A 19741-nucleotide genomic window follows, 5' to 3' on the forward strand; every position below is an offset into this window, starting at 1 on the left:
GGCTACGCCCGTGGGGGGGAGCCGGTGCATTTCGTGGCGAACATCCGTCGCTACTACGACATCCTGACCTGGGTGACGCAGCCACAGCTTGAGGGCGAACAGGTGGCCGAGGGCAAATTGCACGTGCCGGGGATCGACAAGAGCAAGCCGGCCCAGGAACCTGCCCCGCTCTAATCGCCACCACCCATCAAATGTGGGAGTGAGCCTGCTCGCGATAGCGGTTTATCACTCAACATTTCTGCTGGCTGACACTCCGCTATCGCGAGCAGGCTCACTCCTACAGGGTTTTGTATTGGATCTTAGGCCTTGGCGGCAGCCGCCAGAATCAGCGCCTTCATCTCCGAAACAGCCGACTTGAACCCCACGAACAGCGCGTGGGCCACCAGCGCGTGGCCGATGTTCAGTTCGTTGATGCCCTTGATCGCGGCCACCGCCTCGACGTTGTGATAGTGCAGACCGTGGCCGGCATTGACGATCAGGCCTTGAGCCAGGCCGAACGCTACGCCGTCGGCGACGCGCTTGAGCTCTTCAGCCACTTCGGTCGGCGTCTCGGCATCGGCATAACGACCGGTGTGCAATTCGATCGCCGGTGCACCCACACGGCGTGAGGCTTCGATCTGCCGTTCGTCGGCGTCGATGAACAGCGACACTTCAGAGCCGATCTTCGACAGGCGCTCCACGGCGGCCTTGATCCGCGCCTCCTGCCCTGCCACGTCCAGCCCACCTTCGGTCGTCAGCTCCTGACGGGTTTCCGGCACCAGGCAGATGTGCGCCGGGCGGATGCGCTCGGCGAACTGCATCATTTCCTCGGTGATGCCCATTTCGAAGTTCATGCGGGTTTGCAGAACGTCCTTGAGCACCAGCACGTCGCGCTCCTGGATGTGTCGGCGGTCTTCGCGCAGGTGCACGGTGATGCCGTCCGCGCCCGCCTCTTCCGCATCCAGTGCTGCCTTGACCGGATCCGGGTAGCGTGTGCCCCGGGCCTGACGCAGGGTGGCAACGTGGTCGATGTTCACGCCAAGAAGAATGCGGGTGCTGGTGGTCACGGAAGCGCTCCAGAATAAGGAAAAGTTCGGTGCACAGCATACGGGGAGACTACGGCTTGCGAAACAGCTCGCGACTGACCAGGGGACGACCGCCCAAGTGAACGGCCAATGCCTGGCGCATCAAACGCTTGGCCGCGGACAACGCACCCGGCGCACTCCAGTCGGTTTCAGCCATGGCCAGCAGTTCGGCGCCGCTGAACAACCCCGGCTGCAGCAGATAGACCCGCTCCAGTCCCGCGTCCACCTGCAGACGGTATAGACCGTCTGGTGCAATGGGTTCGTCGTGGATATCGGCCGTCAATGAAAAGCCGTAGCCCAGGTCATCCAGCAAGCGCCATTCGAACGAACGCAGCAGCGGCTCCAGCGCCCGACCTTCGGCCAGGGCGAGCAAGGTCGCGGCATAGTGATCGAACACCGAAGGGAAAGGGTCTTCGGCGGGCAACAGGCGAATCAACAGTTCATTCAGATAAAGACCGCTGAACAGTGCCTCGCCGCTGAGCCAGGTAGCGATGCCGGCACCTTCCATGCGTCCGACATTCTTCAGCTCGCCCCGCCCGCGAAATTCGACCTCCAGCGGCACGAACGGCCGCGCCAGCGTCCCGGCCTTGCCCCGCGCACTGCGCAACACCGCCCGCAGCCGCCCTTGCGGCGTGAGGAAGTCCACCAGGGCGCTGTTTTCGCGGTAGGCTCGGGAATGCAGGACGTAGGCGGGTTGCGGGATGGGTTGGGACATGGAGCTCTCAATGATGGATCGCGATTTTACTGACCACCCAAAACCACTGTGGGAGCGGGCTTGCCCGCGATGGCGGATTCACATTCAACATCTCTGCTGAATATTACATCCTCATCGCGGGCAAGCCCGCTCCCACAAGGTTATACGGTGCAGCGCAAACCGGGTTTACAGGTCGCCGTAACCCAGCGAACGCAAGGCGCGTTCGTCGTCGGACCAGCCGCCCTTCACCTTGACCCACAGGTTGAGCATGATCTTGGAGTCGAACAACAGCTCCATGTCCTTGCGCGCTTCTGTGCCGATGCGCTTGATACGCTCGCCCTTGTCGCCAATGATGATCTTCTTCTGGCCATCACGCTCGACGAGGATCAAGGCATGGATGTGCAGGGTCTTGCCCTGCTGCTTGAACTCTTCGATTTCGACGGTGATCTGGTACGGCAGCTCGGCGCCCATCTGGCGCATGATTTTCTCGCGTACCAGCTCGGCGGCGAGGAAACGGCTGCTGCGGTCGGTGATCTGGTCTTCCGGGAAGAAGTGATCGTTTTCCGGCAGATGGTCAGCGATCACCCGCTCCAGCGCATCGAGGTTGTGCCCGTGCTGCGCGGAAATCGGGATGATCTGTGCGTTCGGCAGCTGTTCCTGCAACCAGGACAGGTGCGGCATCAGCTCGGCCTTGTCCTCGATACGATCGGTCTTGTTCAGCGCCACGATCAGCGGACCGGTCACGTATTGCACGCGCTCGAGGACCATCTGGTCTTCGTCGGTCCACTTGGTACGGTCGACCACGAAGATCACCACGTCGACGTCTTTCAACGCCGCCGAAGCGGTCTTGTTCATGTAGCGGTTCAACGCCTTTTCGCCGCCCTTGTGCATACCGGGCGTATCGACGTAGATCGCCTGTACATCACCCTCGGTCTTGATGCCGAGCATGTTGTGACGGGTGGTTTGCGGCTTGCGCGAGGTGATCGCCAGCTTCTGGCCGAGGATGTGGTTGAGCAGCGTGGACTTGCCCACGTTCGGACGGCCGACGATGGCAACATAGCCACAGCGCGTTGCGTTTGTATCAGTCATTGCCATTCTCCACACCCAGGGCAATCAGTGCTGCGGCGGCCGCTACCTGTTCGGCAATACGACGGCTCACACCCTGACCTCGGCTTTTTTCATTCAGAAGGGTGATTTCACATTCGACGAAGAACGTCCGGCAATGCGGTTCACCCTGGATATCCACCACTTCGTAACGCGGCAGCTCGCAACCACGGGACTGCAGGAATTCCTGCAGGCGGGTTTTTGGATCTTTGTTGGTGTCGACCAGCGTCAGGCCTTCGAACTCCCCAGCCAGCCAGGCCAGCACGCGCTCGCGCGCCACTTCCATGCCGGCGTCCAGGTAGATCGCGCCAATCAGTGCCTCCAGGGCATCGGCCAGAATCGACTCGCGACGGAAACCGCCGCTTTTCAGTTCACCGGAGCCCAGGCGCAGGTATTCGCCCAGATCGAAACCACGGGCCAGTACGGCCAGGGTCTCACCTTTGACCAGGCGTGCGCGCAAACGCGACAGCTGGCCTTCGCGGGCCAGCGGGAAGCGATCGAACAACGCCTCGCCGGCAACGAAGTTGAGGATGGCATCACCGAGGAATTCCAGGCGTTCGTTGTTACGCCCGGCAAAACTGCGGTGAGTCAGGGCCAGGACCATCAGTTCCTGGTCCTTGAAGGTGTAGCCGAGCTGACGCTCGAGACGGCTTAAGGAGACGCTCACGGTTTACCCACGCTGAGTTCGTGGTTGGATTCCACCGCCATCGCCGGGAGTCGGCGCAGGCTTGGGACAATTAACGCTGTGTTCAAAAATAACGTCCTGAATATCGTTGTTTTCATGCCTCTGTCGCCGATTGTGCCGACTCCAGAAATGCATTCGGCGCTGTGTTCAACAGCGCCGTGTCTGATTACTGGATCAGGCCAACCCGCGAGAAATTCGGCAGGTGACTGAGTTTGGGTTCCGGCCAGCTCATCCAGACCGCGAAGGCCTTGCCGACGATATTCTTGTCGGGAACCATGCCCAGCAGATCCTTGGGAATGGCTGGATCATCCCAATAGCGACTGTCGTTGGAGTTGTCGCGGTTGTCGCCCATCATGAAGTAGTGCCCGGCGGGCACCGTCCATGTACGGTCCGGCGCTGCGCGGTAACGGCTCATTTCCTTGCGGATCAGGTGCTCGGCGACACCGAGTTTTTCCTTGTAGAGCTCGGCGCTGCCCAGCGTGCCCGGCTCGGAGCCGACCAGCTTTTCGGCAATCGACTCACCGTTGACGAACAGACGCTTGTCAGCGGTGTACCGCACCGTATCGCCCGGCAGCCCCACTACACGCTTGATGTAGTTGACGTTCGGATCGCTCGGATAACGGAACACCATCACATCGCCACGCTGCGGCTCACCGACTTCGATGACTTTCTTGTCGATCACCGGCAAGCGAATCCCGTAGGAAAACTTGCTCACCAGGATGAAGTCGCCGACGTCCAGGGTCGGTTTCATCGAGCCGGAAGGGATCTGGAACGGTTCCACCAGGAACGAACGCAGCACCAGCACGATGAACAACACCGGGAAGAACGACTTGCCGTATTCGACCAGCAAGGGTTCCTTGCTCAGCTTCTCGACCACCACCCCGTCAGGCTGGCTGACGCTGCCCTGATAGGAAGCGATGGCAGCACGCCGACGCGGCGCCAGGATCAACAGATCAAGCAACGCCAACAGGCCGCAGACGAACACGGCGATGACCAGCAACAGCGGGAAATTTAGTGACATAGGACCTAGCTATCCAACCTGAGCACGGCAAGGAAGGCTTCCTGTGGAATTTCCACGTTGCCGACCTGCTTCATGCGTTTTTTACCGGCCTTTTGCTTTTCCAGCAGCTTTTTCTTACGGCTTACGTCACCGCCGTAGCATTTGGCCAATACGTTCTTTCTGAGCGCCTTGACGGTTGTACGCGCCACAATCTGCCCGCCAATGGCGGCCTGGATTGCCACGTCGAACATCTGCCGCGGAATCAGTTCTTTCATCTTCTCGGTCAACTGGCGACCTTTGTAGTGCGCATTGTCACGGTGCACGATCAACGCCAGGGCGTCGACCTTGTCGCCGTTGATCAGCACGTCCAGTTTCACCAGACTAGCCGATTGGTAACGATCGAAATGGTAATCCAGCGAAGCATAGCCGCGGCTGGTGGATTTCAGGCGATCGAAGAAGTCCAGGACCACTTCGTTCATCGGCAAGTCGTAGGTCACTTGTACCTGGGAGCCAAGGAACAGCATGTCGACCTGCACACCACGTTTCTCGATGCACAGCGTAATGACGTTACCCAGGTGCTCTTGCGGCACAAGAATGTTGGCGCGCACGATCGGCTCGCGCATGTCTTCGATGGTAGACAGGTCCGGCAGCTTCGACGGGTTATCGACGTAGATCGTCTCACCGGTCTTGAGCAGCAGTTCGAAGATTACCGTCGGCGCCGTGGTAATCAGGTCCAGGTCATACTCGCGCTCCAGGCGCTCCTGGATGATTTCCATGTGCAGCATGCCGAGGAACCCGCAACGGAAGCCGAAGCCCAGGGCGTCGGAGCTTTCCGGGGTGTACTGCAGCGACGAATCGTTCAGGGTGAGCTTTTGCAGGGCCTCACGGAAGTCTTCGAAGTCGTCGGAGCTGACCGGGAACAGGCCGGCGTAGACCTGCGGCTGGATGCGCTTGAAACCTGGCAGTACATCGACATCCGGCGTCGAGCTCAAAGTCAGGGTGTCACCCACGGGCGCACCGTGAATGTCCTTGATACCGGCGATGATGAAGCCTACTTCACCGGCCTTCAGGTCGACGGTAGCGGTGTGTTTCGGGTTGAACACACCGACGCTGTCCACCAGGTGGACCTTGCCGGTGGACTTGACCAGGATCTTGTCACCCTTCTTCACGCGACCGTGGCGCACGCGTACCAGAGACACGACGCCCAGGTAGTTGTCGAACCAGGAGTCGATGATCAACGCTTGCAGCGGATCTTCGATGTTGCCGGTCGGTGCAGGAATGGTGGTGACCAGGCGCTCAAGCACTTCATCGACGCCCAGGCCGGTCTTGGCAGAGCACGTGACCGCGTCGGTGGCATCGATGCCGATGATTTTCTCGATTTCTTCCTTGACGCGGTCCGGATCGGCCTGTGGCAAGTCGATCTTGTTCAGCACCGGCATCACTTCCAGGCCCTGCTCGATGGCCGTGTAGCAGTTGGCAACCGACTGCGCTTCAACACCCTGACCGGCATCGACCACCAGCAGCGCGCCTTCACAGGCAGCCAGAGAACGGCTCACCTCATAGGTGAAGTCAACGTGACCGGGGGTGTCGATGAAGTTCAGCTGGTAGTTGATACCATCGCGAGCCTTGTAATACAGCGTAACGCTGTGCGCCTTGATGGTGATCCCGCGCTCACGCTCAAGATCCATGGAATCCAGTACCTGGGCTTCCATTTCACGCTCGGCCAGGCCGCCGCACATCTGGATGAAGCGATCGGCCAGCGTCGACTTGCCATGGTCAATGTGGGCGATGATGGAGAAATTGCGGATATGACTCAAATCACTCACGGATCAACACTCAAAAAGGCTGCAGGCATAGCCCGCCGAAAAATAGCCGGGAATTGTACCTGATCCACGGCGCAAGCGTCACGTTTGCAGGCCAGACGGCCCGTACAAAAACGCCCCAGTCTTGCGACAGGGGCGTTTTTTATCAGCAGCGAAGCGAGGAATTGGCCGCCATCAACCGGCGCGACGCAACAACCACAGCCCGGCCAGGGCACAGACACTGGCTGGCACGAGCACCGCAAACAGGGGCGAAAAACCGAAAACCAGGCTTGAAGGCCCCAGCAGATCCTGGGCAATACGGAAGGTGAAGCCCACCAGCACACCGGTAAACACCCGCTGACCGAGGGTCACCGAGCGCAGCGGACCAAAGATGAAGGAGATTGCCATCAGTACCAGGGCAGCGGTGACCAGCGGCTGCAACACCTTGACCCAAAATGCCAGCCAGTAACGGCCATTGTTCAGCCCCTGGTCAGCCAGATAGTGGATATAGCCCCACAGCCCCGAGATCGACAGCGATTCCGGTGCCATGACCACCGTGCTCAGCAATTGCGGGCTCAATGCCACGTCCCAGCGCTCGACCGGGGCAGCCACCACTTCGGTGCTCTTTTCGTGGAATACCGTGGTGGTGACATCGGACAACTGCCAGTGATCCTTGTCGAACTCGGCACGCTTGGCGAAGCTCGCCGACAGCATGTGCCGCTCTTTGTCGAAGTGATAGCGGGTCACGCCATACAGCAGGCCATTGGGTTGCACGGAGTTGACGTGGATGAATTCGTCACCCTGGCGATGCCACAGGCCGTGCTTGGCGCTTTGCGCGTCGCCACTGCCCTGGGCCAGCGAGCGGTTGGCCTGGGCGGCGCTTTCAGTCGCTGGCGCCACATACTCACCAATCAGCACCCCCACCACCATCAGCACCAGCATCGGCTTCATGACTGCCCAGACGATCCGCCCGATGGACACGCCGGCCGCACGCATGATGGTCAGCTCGCTGTTGCTGGCCAGGCTGCCGAGACCGATCAGGCAACCGATCAGGGCCGCCATCGGCAGCATGTCGTAGAGCCGGCGTGGCGCGGTCAGCAACACGTAGCTCAGGACGTCGACCAGGGTGTAGGTATCGCTGGCGTCGCCCATCTCGTCGATGAACGCGAACAACGTGGCCAAGCCGAGAATGATCCCCAGAACCGCCAGGATCGCCACGAACACGCTGCTACCGATATAGCGATCGAGCTTAACCACGGGCCACCTCCAGCGCGCTGCGGCGACTCGCCATCTTCAAGCGCAAAGGCTCCCAGTAGAGCAGGCCCAGGCCAATGGCCAGGAATATCCCGTGCACCCACCACAAGCCCAGCGCTGGCGGGATCTTGCCCTTTTCAAGGGCGCCGCGAGCGGCAATCAGGATAGTCAGGTAGGCCATATAGAGAAGGATTGCCGGCAACAGCTTGAGGAAACGTCCCTGGCGCGGGTTGACCCGCGACAGCGGCACCGCCATCAAGGTGACGATGAACACCAGCAAAGGCAGGGACAGGCGCCATTGCAGTTCGGTGCGCGAACGGATGTCTTCGCTGCCCAGCAAGGAAGCCGTGGTCATGGCGTCACGGTCGGTCACTTCGTCGCTGACATCCGGTTTGGGCAGCAGCACGCCGTATTCGTCGTACTTGATCGCCCGGTAATCGGCCTGCCCAGGGTTGCCGTCATAGCGGTAGCCGTTATCGAGGATCAGGTAGCGGTTGCCGTCGGGGCGGATTTCCTGTCGGCCTTTTTCCGCCACCAGCACGGAGATCCCGCGATCCTTCTTGTCGGAACTGATGTTCTTTTGCGAAATGAAGACCCCCGCCAGATTGATGCGGTCGTCGGACAGCTGCTCGGTATAGGTCACCCGCGTGCCATCGCGCAGGGCCTGGAAGCGGCCAGGCTCGAGGGTGTCGAACTCGGTCAGGGCATCCTGCTTGTTCAGCAGCAACTGGAACTGATTGGCGCCCTGTGGCGCCAGGCTCAGGCTCAACCAGGCAACGAGCAGTGCAACCAGGGTGGCCGGGAACAGGGTCATGCGAAACAGGCGTTGCTGGCTCATGCCGGTGGCCGACAGCACGGTCATTTCGCTTTCAAGGTACAGGCGACCGTACGCCAGCAGGATCCCGAGAAACAGGCCCAGCGGCAGGATCAGCTGCAGGAACCCCGGCAGGCGAAAACCCATGATGAGGAACAGCGAGCCCGGATCCAGTTGACCGGAAGCGGCCTGCGCGAGGTACTTGATGAAGCGTCCGCTCATGATGATGACCAGCAGCACCGCACTGACGGCGCTCAAGGTCAACAGGACTTCGCGGGATAGATAACGGAAGACAATCAAACCAGACACTCCAGGGTTGTCAGGCTATGGCGGCCAAACAAGCAAACACATCAGACAGCCCGCAAGGCAGGGCCGTCGAAAAAGATGGCGCATTATCCTGTGATTGGGTGCGCCTGTCACTGCGCATGCTTAACCCAGACTGTCAAAGCATTGAAGATCGTACAACCGAGGGTTGTCAGGCGCCGTTGGCGAGGTTCAAACTGCCGCCTTCGTCGCCGGTCGATCCTGGCGCCTTTCTATTTATAAGCAAGCGCTGCCCGCACCTTGTCGAGCGCTTGCCTATTGACCACCAATTCAGGGACCCGGACATGGAACTGGTTGTAAAAAGCGTCAACCCGCAAACGTTGAAAACCGCCACGCTGGTAGTTGCCGTCGGCGAAGGCCGCAAGCTCGGCGCCGTTGCCAAACAGCTCGACGAACTCTGCGCTGGCGCCATCAGTGCCGTACTCAAGCGCGGTGACCTGGCCGGCAAGGTTGGCCAGAGCCTTTTGCTGCACAGCCTGCCGAACCTGAAAGCCGAACGCGTATTGCTGGTCGGCGTGGGCAAGGACGAAGAACTGGGTGACCGCCCGTTCCGCAAAATCATTACCGGCATCCTCAACACGCTCAAAGGCCTGGGAGGCAGCGACGCGGTGCTGGCCCTGGACGAAATCGTGGTCAAGGGCCGCGACAGCTATGGCAAGACCCGCCTGCTGGCCGAAACCCTGGTGGATGGCGAGTACCAGTTCGACCAGTTCAAGAGCCAGAAAGCCGAGCCGCGCGCCCTGAAGAAAATCACCCTGGTGACCATCAAGGCTGCCGAGGCTGAAGTGCAACGCGCCGTGACCCACGCCACCGCCATTGCCAACGGCATGGCCCTGACCCGTGACTTGGGCAACCTGCCGCCGAACATCTGCCACCCGACTTTCCTCGGCGAGCAAGCCAAAGACCTGGGCAAGCAATTCAAGGACCTGAAAGTCGAAGTCCTCGACGAGAAAAAGATCAAGGCCCTGGGTATGGGCTCGTTCTACGCCGTCGGCCAGGGCAGCGCCCAGCCGCCACGCCTGATCGTCATGCAATACAACGGTGGCAAGAAGTCCGAGAAACCCTACGCCCTGGTCGGCAAGGGCATCACCTTCGACACCGGCGGCATCAGCCTCAAGCCAGGCGCCGGCATGGATGAAATGAAGTACGACATGGGCGGCGCTGCCAGCGTGTTCGGCACCCTGCGTGCCGTGCTCGAACTGAAGCTGTCGATCAACCTGGTGTGCATCCTGGCTTGCGCCGAGAACATGCCAAGCGGCAATGCTTCGCGTCCGGGCGACATCGTCACCACCATGAGCGGCCAGACCGTTGAAATCCTCAACACCGACGCCGAAGGCCGTCTGGTGCTGTGCGACGCCCTGACCTACTCCGAGCGTTTCAAGCCGCAAGCGGTGATCGACATCGCCACCCTGACCGGCGCCTGCGTGGTTGCACTGGGCTCCCATACCTCGGGCCTGCTGGGCAACAACGAGCAATTGATCGACCAACTGCTGAGCGCCGGCAAGGCGGCCGACGACCGCGCCTGGCAACTGCCGCTGTTCGATGAGTACCAGGAGCAGCTGGACAGCCCGTTCGCCGACATCGCCAACATCGGTGGTCCGAAAGCCGGCACCATCACGGCGGCCTGCTTCCTGTCGCGCTTCACCAAGAACCTGAACTGGGCGCACCTGGACATCGCCGGCACCGCATGGACCAGCGGCGGCAAGGACAAGGGCGCCACTGGCCGTCCGGTTCCCCTGCTGACCCAATACCTGCTGGACCGCGCCAAAGCCTGAAACCAATGATCCCGGGCGGCGTCACTTTCGGGTGACGCCGCACAAGGGTCAGGAACCACAATGACCAAAGTCGACTTCTATATCCTGCCCAGCGCCGATCCTTCGGCGCGGCTGGATTTCGCCTGCAAGCTCACCGAAAAAGCCTGGCGCATGGGCCATCGCGTCTATCTGCATTGCAGCGATGCGACCCAGCGTGACGATCTCGATGCGCGCCTGTGGGCCTTCAAGGGCGAAAGCTTCGTGCCCCACGGCCCTGCCGAAAGCGAACCGGACAGCCTGATCGTGCTGGGCTTTGGCGATGACTGCGGTCAGCATCAGGACCTGCTGGTCAATCTCGACCTGAAAGTGCCGGCCTTTGCCCAGCGTTTCGCCCGCGTGGCGGAAGTGGTGGTCGAAGATCCGGTCATACGTACAGCTGCGCGGGAGAGTTTCCGTTTCTACCGCGAACAGGGCTATCCTCTGCAAGATCACCGTTTACAGCGACTCTGAGCATTCCGATGGACACTCCAAAACCGCTGCAACAATCCGCGCACTTGTTGGACGACCTCGAATCGATCCGCCAATTGCTCGGCGATGACAACCTGCAACCGCCTCTTCTGACCGACACCGTTGAAGAAGGTGACCAGGAACAGATTCCGATGCTGTTCGACACCGTCAGCGAACCCACGCCGGCCGTCGCACCGACACCGCCCAAGCCCGCTACCGAGCCCGCGCCGAGCACCCACCAGAACGCCGACGCGTTGCTTTACCTGGACAGCGAACTGCGCGCCGCCGCGCAATTGATCATGCAAGACGTGATCGACGACTTCGCGCCGCACATCGAAACCGAAATCAAACGCCGCCTCAGTGCACGGATGGAGCGGTTACTGAGCCAGTACAACGACTGAACCAAACACCGCCCCCTGTAGGAGTGAGCCTGCTCGCGATGGCGGTGTACCAGTCACCATTCAAGTCGACTGACACACCGCCATCGCGAGCAGGCTCACTCCTACAAGGTATCTGCCGCGCCGTTAATAAGGCGCGCCGTCCGCACTCGCTCGCCCTGCGCCCCATGCCCCGCTATACTTGCCGGCTTTTCCTGAACAAATGCCAATAGGGTCCCGCCGCGCATGGATAAGACCTACCAGCCGCACGCCATTGAAACTTCCTGGTACAACACCTGGGAGTCAGAGAATTACTTCGCCCCGCAAGGCGCGGGCGAGTCCTACACCATCATGATCCCGCCGCCGAACGTCACCGGCAGCCTGCACATGGGGCATGGCTTCAACAACGCGATCATGGACGCCCTGATCCGTTTCCGCCGCATGCAGGGTCGCAACACCCTGTGGCAACCGGGTACCGACCACGCCGGTATCGCCACGCAAATGCTGGTGGAGCGTCAACTCGAAGCCCAGGGCCAGAATCGCCACGACCTGGGCCGCGACAAGTTCCTCGAGAAAGTCTGGGAATGGAAGGATCAGTCCGGCGGCAACATCAGCCGTCAGATCCGCCGCCTCGGCTCGTCCGTGGACTGGAGCCGCGAGCGCTTCACCATGGACGACGGCCTCTCGGAAGCCGTGAAGGAAGCGTTCGTACGCTTGCACGAAGACGGCCTGATCTACCGCGGCAAGCGCCTGGTCAACTGGGACACCAAGCTGCACACGGCGATTTCCGACCTTGAAGTGGAAAACCACGACGAGAAAGGTTTCCTGTGGAACCTCAAGTACCCGCTGGCCGATGGCGCCAAGACCGCTGAAGGCAACGCGTTCCTGATCGTCGCGACCACCCGTCCGGAAACCATGCTCGGCGACTCCGCCGTCGCGGTTAACCCGAACGATGAGCGCTACAAAGCCCTGATCGGCAAATTTGTCGAGCTGCCGCTGGTCGGCCGCCGCATCCCGATCATCGCCGACGATTACTGCGATCCTGAATTCGGCACCGGCTGCGTGAAAATCACCCCGGCCCACGATTTCAATGACTACGAAGTCGGCAAGCGCCACAACCTGCCGCTGCTGAATATCTTCGACAAGAACGCCAACGTCCTGCCTGCCGTTCAGGCGTTCAACCTCGATGGCACCTTGAACGAAACCATCGACGGCAAGATCCCGGCTGAATATGCCGGCCTGGACCGCTTCGAAGCGCGCAAGCAGATCGTTGCAGCGTTCGAGGCCGCCGGCTTGCTGGTCAGCGTCGACGATCACGCCCTGAAAGTGCCGAAAGGCGACCGCTCCGGCACCATCATCGAGCCGTGGCTGACCGACCAGTGGTACGTTTCCACCAAGCCGTTGGCCGAGCCTGCGATTGCCGCCGTCGAAGACGGTCGCATCCAGTTCGTGCCGAAACAGTACGAAAACATGTACTTCTCGTGGATGCGTGACATCCAGGACTGGTGCATCAGCCGTCAGCTGTGGTGGGGCCACCGGATTCCGGCCTGGTACGACGAGTCGGGCAAAGTCTACGTCGGTCGCGACGAAGCCGAAGTGCGCGCCAAGCACAACCTCGGCCCGGACGTCGCGCTGCAACAGGACAACGACGTACTCGACACCTGGTTCAGCTCGGGCCTGTGGACCTTCTCCACGCTCGGCTGGCCGGAAAAGACCGAGTTCCTGAAGAAATTCCACTCCACCGACGTGCTGGTCACCGGCTTCGACATCATTTTCTTCTGGGTTGCCCGGATGATCATGCTGACGATGCACCTGATCAAGAACGAGGATGGTACGCCGCAGGTGCCGTTCAAGACCGTGTACGTGCACGGCCTGGTGCGTGATGGCCAGGGCCAGAAGATGTCCAAGTCCAAGGGCAACGTCCTTGACCCGCTGGACATCATCGACGGTATCGAGCTGGAAGAGCTGGTGCAGAAACGCACCTCCGGCCTGATGCAGCCGAAACTGGCGAAGAAGATCGAGAAGCAGACCCGCGATGAGTTCGCCGAGGGCATCGCCAGCTACGGCACCGACGCCCTGCGCTTCACTTTCTGCTCGCTGGCCTCCACCGGTCGCGACATCAAGTTCGACATGGGCCGCGTCGAAGGCTATCGCAACTTCTGCAACAAGATCTGGAACGCGGCGCGCTACGTGCTGGACAAGGGCGAAGACTGTGGTCAGAACGGCGAAGCCTACGAGCTCTCGCTGGCTGATCGCTGGATCATTTCGCAGCTGCAACGCACCGAAGCCGAAGTGACCCGCCAGCTCGACCAGTTCCGTTTCGACCTGGCCGCGCAAGCCTTGTACGAGTTCATCTGGAACCAGTATTGCGACTGGTACCTGGAACTGTCCAAGCCTGTGCTGTGGGACGAAAACGCACCGGTCGAACGCCAGCGCGGCACCCGCCGCACCCTGGTACGCGTACTGGAAGTCGCCCTGCGCCTGGCGCACCCGTTCATGCCGTTCATTACCGAAGAAATCTGGCAGCGCCTCGCGCCGCTGGCCGGTATCGAAGGCAAGACGATCATGCTGCAACCTTGGCCTGTGGCCAATGAAGCACGCATCGACCAGTCCGCCGAAGACGACATCGAATGGCTCAAGGGCCTGATGCTCGGCACGCGTAACATCCGTGGCGAAATGAACATCGGCCCGGGCAAACCGCTGCCGCTGTTCCTGAAAAACGTCAGTGCAGAAGATCAGCGTCGCCTGAGCGAGAACGAAGCGTTGCTCAAGAAGCTGGCACGCCTTGAATCGATCACCGTACTGGCCGCCGGTGAAGAAGCACCGCTGTCCGCCACCGCATTGGTCGGCGAGATGGAAGTGCTGGTGCCAATGGCCGGCTTGATCGACAAAGGCGCCGAGCTTGCGCGTCTGGACAAGGAAATCCAGCGCCTGCAAGGCGAAGTGCAGCGCGTCGGCGGCAAGCTGTCCAACGCCGGGTTCGTTGACAAGGCGCCAGCCGAAGTCATCGACAAGGAACGCGCCAAACTGGCCGAAGCCGAACAGGCTCTGGGCAAGTTGGCCGAGCAGCATGCGCGGATTGCCAGCCTGTAACGGCAGATCGCAATAAGAAAGGGAGGCCCAGGTGGCCTCCCTTTTTTATTCCAGAAACACCAACATCCATTGTAGGAGTGAGCCTGCTCGCGATAGCGGTATGCCAGTCGCGATCGTCATCGACTGATCCACCGCTATCGCGAGCAGGCTCACTCCTACAATTGGTCGGTGTTGCCCCACAGATGTGGGACAATGCCCGCCACTTTTAGCCATACCCGAATCGACACGCCCATGACCGCCCCCCGCCCCCCAAAACCTGCGCGTAAAAAGCCCGTACCCGCGACCCCGGCCAAAGCCGTGGAACCGCGCGAGAAGGCCAGCCTGCATCCGCGCAATCGCCATCAGGGTCGTTACGACTTCCCGGCGCTGATCAAGACCACGCCGGAACTGGCGAAGTTCGTGATCATCAACCCGTACGGCAAGGAAAGCATCGACTTCGCCAGCCCGGACGCGGTACGGGTGTTCAACCGGGCACTGCTCAAGTCGTTCTACGGCATCGCCCATTGGGACATTCCGGCCGACTACCTGTGCCCGCCGGTTCCGGGTCGTGCGGATTACGTGCACTTCCTCGCCGACCTGCTGGCCAGCGCCAATGAAGGCGTGATTCCACGGGGCGCCGCGGTCAAGGTGCTGGACATCGGCATGGGCGCCAACTGCGTGTACCCGCTGATCGGTCACAGCGACTACCGCTGGCAGTTCCTCGGTTCAGAAATTGATTCGACCGCCATCGCTGCGGCCAAAGCCATCATTCAAGCCAATGGCCTGAACAAAGCCATCCAGATTCGCCAGCAGAGCAATCCCAGGCAGATCCTGCTGGGGCTGTTGGAGAGCGCCGAGCGCTTTGACCTGACGATGTGCAACCCACCGTTCCACGCCTCGCTGGACGAAGCTACGCGCGGCAGCACGCGCAAGTGGCGCGCGCTGGGCAAGGCCGATCCAAAACGCAAACTGCCAGTGCTGAATTTTGGCGGCCAGGCGGCGGAGTTGTGGTGTGAGGGCGGTGAAGCGCGATTCGTCACCCAACTGATCAGCGAAAGCGCGCAGGTGGGGCAACAGGTGCTGTGGTTCAGCACACTGGTATCGAAAGCTTCGAACCTGCCAGCAATCCAGACCGCGCTGAAAAAAGCCGGGGCACTGCAAAGCCAGGTGGTGGAAATGTCCCAGGGCCAGAAACAGAGTCGCTTCGTGGCCTGGACGTTCCAGACCCCAGCGCAACAACAGGCCTGGCGTCAGGCGCGCTGGGTGAAACCTTCAGCGCAATAAGCTGCGGACACAAAAAAACCGTGCCCGGATCACTCCGGCGCACGGTTTTTTTTTAACAAGTCTTACTTGTTAACAGCGTCGGTCAGGCCTTTAGCCACAACCAGCTTGATCACTTTCTTGGCAGCGATTTCGATGGCAGCGCCAGTCGATGGGTTACGGCCAGTACGGGCAGGACGCTCAGTCACTTTCAGTTTGCCGATACCTGGCAGAGTGATTTCGCCGCCGTTTTCCAGCTGATCGGCAACGATTTGGCCCAGTTGGTCCAGAGCGTTACGCGCGGTGGTTTTCGGCGCGTCGATAGCTTCAGCGATGTCGGCGATCAGTTGGTCTTTAGTAAGAGCCATGTAGTGTTCCTTCCCTATCAAATTCATATGGATTGCAGAGTGCAGTGTCAGCCATCGAGCCCGATCTTTTGGATCCGGCACCCTCGGCCAAATAACCACGGGATCGGGGTTATAGATTCCGAAATCAGGGTTTGGTTCGACCTGACAAATGCTGAATGCACGCTTAACGCAGTGACTACGCGTAAGACCGGGCAAAACTAGCACAGAGGCGGGGAAATATCCGCCTCTAGCTACCCAATTGGTCAGCTTTATTGCTCTAAATCGGGAAAAAAACGCATAAGCACCCCCGGTCGCCCCGCAAATGCCGTTCGCCCCGCGCCAAAACCAGTGGTTGCGGTACACTGGGCGCTTTTTCGGGGAGCTCGCCCTGCTCTCTCCAACCAGCCGAGAAGCCCATGCCGATCCGTCATTGCATCGTCCACCTGATCGACAAAAAACCCGACGGCACTCCAGCGGTTCTCCACGCTCGCGACTCTGAACTGGCGGAGTCTGCAGCCATCGAGAACATGCTTGCCGACCTCAACGAAAACTACAACGCCAAACAAGGTAAAGCCTGGGGTCTGTTTCATCCAGAGTCCGGCGCCTTTCCATTCAGCGGCTGGCTGAAGGAATACCTCGATGGCGCTCAGGACTTCACCGCCTTCAGCCGCGTGGCGGTGGAACACCTGCAGAAGCTGATGGAAGAGTCCAACCTCTCGGTCGGCGGTCACGTCCTGTTCGCCCACTATCAACAAGGCATGACCGATTACCTGGCCATCGCCCTGCTGCACCACAGCGAAGGCGTCGCGGTGACCGAGCAGCTCGACGTGACCCCATCCCGTCACCTGGACCTGGGCCAGTTGCACCTGGCGGCGCGGATCAACGTGTCGGAGTGGCAGAACAACAAGCAATCCAAGCAGTACATTTCGTTCATCAAAGGCAAGAACGGCAAAAAGGTTTCGGAGTATTTCCGCGACTTCATCGGCTGCCAGGAAGGCGTCGACGGCCCGGGTGAAACCCGCACCCTGCTCAAGGCATTCAGTGACTTCGTCGAAAGCGAAGACCTGCCCGAAGAGGACGCCCGCGAGAAAACCAAGACCCTGGTGGATTACGCCAGCAGCCAGGCCAAGCTCGGCGAACCGATGGGCCTGGAAGAGTTGTCTGGACTGATCGACGAAGACCGCCCGAAAGCCTTCTACGACCACATCCGCAACAAGGACTACGGCCTGTCGCCGGAAATCCCGGCCGATAAACGTACCTTGAACCAGTTCCGCCGTTTCACCGGCCGCGCCGAAGGCCTGTCCATCAGCTTCGAAGCGCACCTGCTGGGCTCGAAGATCGAATACGACGAAGACGCCGGCACGCTGATCATCAAAGGCCTGCCGACCTCGCTCACCGACCAGCTCAAGCGCCGCAACTGATGCTCGGTAACGTACTGAAGAAGTTCCTGCTGATCCTGCTGGTGGTCGTGGTCTATCAGCACTGGGGCAAGATCGAGCGGGTGTTCAACCCGTCGCAAGTGGTGTCGGAGCAGACCCAAGCCAAGGCCAACGTCGTGCTTTACGCCACCGAGTGGTGTGGCTACTGCAAGCTGACCCGGCGCTTTCTCGACCAGAAAGGCATCCCGTACAAGGAATTCGATATCGAGAAGGATGCCGTGGCGCGCAAGGCCTATGAGGCCTTGGGCGGCGGCGGGATTCCGATCATCGATGTGAACGGGACGCTGATTCGCGGGTATGACCCGGATGCGATCCTGGCTGCCCTGAAATAATCTGAAAGCTACTGTGCTTCGATGCGGAAACCGAATCGCGGAACGTGCACATGCACCACACCGCCACGTTCGTCTTCACGGCGCACAATCAACTCTTCGACACCGGCAAACAGCAACTCCCCCACCACCGGATCAACGCCATAGTCCGTGGCCGCGATCAGCACTTGCTGGCCGGCCTTGAAACCGTTCGGGTCGACGAACTGCTCATCCGGCAATGCGGCTGGCGTGGCATTGCGCGCAACCTCCAACGCTTCCTCGGACGTCATATCGCTGAAGGCACCGTGACCGAAGCCCAATACCCGCGCGTGCCACGCGGCAACCGCCGGATAAGCATCGATCAGCGGTGCAGTGACCGGCGTTGCCTTGAGGAACCACAGCGGGTGAGCCAGGGCGAAGTCGGCAATCGACGGTTCGCCGAACAGGAAATCGCCCTCCTCGCGTTGCAGTTGTTGCTCCAGGCGCGTCATGATCGTTGGCCACTGATGTCGCGCTTGCTCAGCCGACAACTTTGTAGCACTGCCACCACTGAACAAGCAGGCCCGGTCGGCGATAAACGCCTTGATCGCCTCGGGGGGCAAATTGGCGAAACGCACCGCTACCGATTCCGGCTGGAACACCAGGCTGACCGCATGCTGGAACACCACCGAATCGGCCCAGGCCGCGAAGGTCGCGGCGACCATTTCCTGGCCTTCCGGAAAGAACGCCGGCAGGGCTTTTTCCTGTTCCAGACGGCGGGCAATCAAGGCCGTGTCGCAATAGATATCCGCACCGATCTGCAGCACCGGCGTCTTGCGATAGCCGCCGGTCAACGCCGTCAAATCAGGCTTTGGCATCACCGGTGAGATTTTCACCGAACGCCAGGACAACCCTTTGAAACCCAGGAGCAAACGGGCTTTTTCGGCGAAAGGGGACGTCGGGTAATGATGCAGGATCAACTCGGACATGCTCGGCTCCGCCGCGCGAATAGGAACCCTCAGCTTAACGCGCAATCGGCAGGCAGCCTACCGATCTGCCTGATGGGAACTGATCAGTCAGATTGATAAGCCGGCAGCCGCGCTCGCCACCAGGCATTCCTTGGCGCTCTTCCTGAGTTTTTTGATCAGCCGTTCCTGACGCAGCGCTTCACTTTTATCGCGGCAGAGTTCGGTGTAGACCAGCGCGACGGCCGGGCTGGAAAGAAAGAACCGCGCGCCCTTGCCACTTTGATGAGTGGCAAAGCGACGCACAGGATCATCGCTGATTCCGCAGTAGAGCGAACCATTGGCCGCGCGAACCAGATAGACGAACCACGGCTTGGTCACCTGTGACTCGGCGTCGGCAGGTTTTTCGTTGAGGGTGCTCACGTCACGATCAAGACTTGAAAGGAAACAAGCGGCGATCTTATCAGCGACTGGCCTGGAAAGCCTTCAGGCCCTTCAAGGCTTGAGCGCGAACAGCGTTCTTCACCAGTGGCGTCCAGCCCAACAACAGGCCTTTGAAACCCAGCGCCTGGCGTGACCAGGCCCATAGATCGAAGCTGTCGTGATGCTCGCAGATCTTGCCGTCGCGGAAGACAAAACGCGCCTGGATATCGTTGACCACGGTGTTGCCCGTCTGGCTGAACAGATACGTCGCTACCCAATGGGCACCGCCGGTGCGTTCATCGCTGCGCACATTGTCGAATGTCAGGGAAAAACTCTTTGCCCGGGTGGTGAGCATGCGCCACATGTCGCCAGCCTCCTGGCCACGCAACTCGCCAAACGCCGGGTCACTGAACACCACATCATCGGTATAGCAGGCGCTCATGGCCTCGGCATCCAGCCGCTGGAAGGCTTGGTAGAACTGGGTGATCAATGCGTTATGGGCATCACTCATGGGCAGGCTCCGTACGATTGTTGGATTGCCTGCACGATAGTCTCCAAAGACGCCGAAC

The 19741-nt window shown here is 60.4% G+C and carries 19 protein-coding genes and 1 pseudogene; 8 read left to right on the top strand and 12 right to left on the bottom strand.

Annotated elements, in window-relative coordinates:
• A pseudogene (locus PMI35_RS34575) lies at positions 1 to 174 on the top strand (membrane-bound lytic murein transglycosylase MltF); the annotation flags it as partial.
• A gap of 125 nt (positions 175 to 299) precedes the next feature.
• Here the strand turns inward: PMI35_RS34575 and pdxJ are convergent.
• The 8 genes from pdxJ to lptF all read right to left on the bottom strand — a co-directional run bounded on the left by pdxJ (position 300) and on the right by lptF (position 8717).
• A complete protein-coding gene (pdxJ, locus tag PMI35_RS24625) occupies positions 300 to 1046 on the bottom strand; it encodes a pyridoxine 5'-phosphate synthase (protein WP_007973957.1) in 747 nt (248 codons plus the stop codon).
• A gap of 49 nt (positions 1047 to 1095) precedes the next feature.
• Positions 1096 to 1779, bottom strand: coding sequence for a DNA repair protein RecO (gene recO / locus PMI35_RS24620; RefSeq protein WP_008056596.1), 684 nt, complete (start codon positions 1777 to 1779; stop codon positions 1096 to 1098).
• Positions 1780 to 1944: 165 nt separating this feature from the next.
• On the bottom strand, positions 1945 to 2847 hold the full coding sequence (era, locus tag PMI35_RS24615; RefSeq protein ID WP_008056597.1) for a GTPase Era: 903 nt from the start codon (positions 2845 to 2847) through the stop codon (positions 1945 to 1947).
• Positions 2840 to 3529: a ribonuclease III gene (rnc, locus tag PMI35_RS24610; protein WP_008056598.1), complete on the bottom strand. Its 690-nt coding sequence runs from the start codon at positions 3527 to 3529 to the stop codon at positions 2840 to 2842. Before rnc ends, era begins: the two co-directional genes overlap by 8 nt.
• Before the next feature lie 184 nt (positions 3530 to 3713).
• Positions 3714 to 4568, bottom strand: coding sequence for a signal peptidase I (gene lepB / locus PMI35_RS24605; RefSeq protein WP_008056599.1), 855 nt, complete (start codon positions 4566 to 4568; stop codon positions 3714 to 3716).
• A gap of 5 nt (positions 4569 to 4573) precedes the next feature.
• Positions 4574 to 6373 carry a translation elongation factor 4 gene (lepA, locus tag PMI35_RS24600; RefSeq protein ID WP_008056601.1) on the bottom strand — a complete coding sequence of 600 codons (1800 nt, stop codon included), beginning with the start codon at positions 6371 to 6373 and terminating at the stop codon, positions 4574 to 4576.
• Positions 6374 to 6544: 171 nt separating this feature from the next.
• Entirely contained in the window at positions 6545 to 7606 is a 1062-nt protein-coding gene (gene lptG / locus PMI35_RS24595; protein WP_008056605.1) for an LPS export ABC transporter permease LptG, read from the bottom strand.
• The gene (lptF, locus tag PMI35_RS24590; protein WP_008056607.1) at positions 7599 to 8717 is read right to left on the bottom strand and encodes an LPS export ABC transporter permease LptF; all 1119 of its coding nucleotides are present in this window, start codon (positions 8715 to 8717) and stop codon (positions 7599 to 7601) included. Before lptF ends, lptG begins: the two co-directional genes overlap by 8 nt.
• A gap of 308 nt (positions 8718 to 9025) precedes the next feature.
• Here lptF and PMI35_RS24585 point away from each other — a divergent pair, with 308 nt between their 5' ends.
• From PMI35_RS24585 to rlmF, 5 genes are all read left to right on the top strand, one after another.
• Entirely contained in the window at positions 9026 to 10516 is a 1491-nt protein-coding gene (locus PMI35_RS24585) for a leucyl aminopeptidase (protein WP_008056608.1), read from the top strand.
• A gap of 60 nt (positions 10517 to 10576) precedes the next feature.
• Positions 10577 to 11005 (top strand): DNA polymerase III subunit chi, encoded by a 429-nt coding sequence (locus tag PMI35_RS24580; protein WP_008056609.1) that lies wholly within the window; start codon positions 10577 to 10579, stop codon positions 11003 to 11005.
• Positions 11006 to 11013: 8 nt separating this feature from the next.
• Positions 11014 to 11403, top strand: a complete 390-nt coding sequence (locus PMI35_RS24575) for a hypothetical protein (protein ID WP_008056611.1) — start codon at positions 11014 to 11016, stop codon at positions 11401 to 11403.
• Positions 11404 to 11625: 222 nt separating this feature from the next.
• Entirely contained in the window at positions 11626 to 14472 is a 2847-nt protein-coding gene (locus PMI35_RS24570; RefSeq protein WP_008056612.1) for a valine--tRNA ligase, read from the top strand.
• A gap of 231 nt (positions 14473 to 14703) precedes the next feature.
• On the top strand, positions 14704 to 15735 hold the full coding sequence (gene rlmF / locus PMI35_RS24565) for a 23S rRNA (adenine(1618)-N(6))-methyltransferase RlmF (RefSeq protein WP_008056613.1): 1032 nt from the start codon (positions 14704 to 14706) through the stop codon (positions 15733 to 15735).
• A 62-nt stretch (positions 15736 to 15797) separates the two neighbouring features.
• Here the strand turns inward: rlmF and PMI35_RS24560 are convergent, their stop codons facing one another.
• Positions 15798 to 16079, bottom strand: a complete 282-nt coding sequence (locus PMI35_RS24560) for an HU family DNA-binding protein (RefSeq protein WP_007905514.1) — start codon at positions 16077 to 16079, stop codon at positions 15798 to 15800.
• 395 nt (positions 16080 to 16474) lie between these two features.
• Between PMI35_RS24560 and yejK the strand changes: the two genes are divergently transcribed.
• Together yejK and PMI35_RS24550 are read left to right on the top strand one after the other, a co-directional pair.
• Positions 16475 to 17479, top strand: a complete 1005-nt coding sequence (gene yejK / locus PMI35_RS24555; protein WP_008056614.1) for a nucleoid-associated protein YejK — start codon at positions 16475 to 16477, stop codon at positions 17477 to 17479.
• Positions 17479 to 17829 carry a glutaredoxin family protein gene (locus PMI35_RS24550; protein WP_008056615.1) on the top strand — a complete coding sequence of 117 codons (351 nt, stop codon included), beginning with the start codon at positions 17479 to 17481 and terminating at the stop codon, positions 17827 to 17829. Before yejK ends, PMI35_RS24550 begins: the two co-directional genes overlap by 1 nt.
• A gap of 8 nt (positions 17830 to 17837) precedes the next feature.
• On the opposite strand, the gene PMI35_RS24545 is transcribed toward PMI35_RS24550, so the two are convergent.
• The 3 genes from PMI35_RS24545 to PMI35_RS24535 form a co-directional block, all read right to left on the bottom strand.
• Entirely contained in the window at positions 17838 to 18773 is a 936-nt protein-coding gene (locus tag PMI35_RS24545; RefSeq protein ID WP_008056616.1) for a glutathione S-transferase family protein, read from the bottom strand.
• Positions 18774 to 18860: 87 nt separating this feature from the next.
• Complete coding sequence (locus tag PMI35_RS24540; protein WP_008056617.1) at positions 18861 to 19172, bottom strand: GIY-YIG nuclease family protein; 312 nt, start codon at positions 19170 to 19172, stop codon at positions 18861 to 18863.
• Between the two features lie 40 nt (positions 19173 to 19212).
• Complete coding sequence (locus PMI35_RS24535; RefSeq protein WP_008056618.1) at positions 19213 to 19683, bottom strand: nuclear transport factor 2 family protein; 471 nt, start codon at positions 19681 to 19683, stop codon at positions 19213 to 19215.
• Positions 19684 to 19741 lie beyond the last annotated feature (58 nt).

The sequence above is a fragment of the Pseudomonas sp. GM78 genome (assembly GCF_000282475.1).
Lineage (GTDB): Bacteria > Pseudomonadota > Gammaproteobacteria > Pseudomonadales > Pseudomonadaceae > Aquipseudomonas.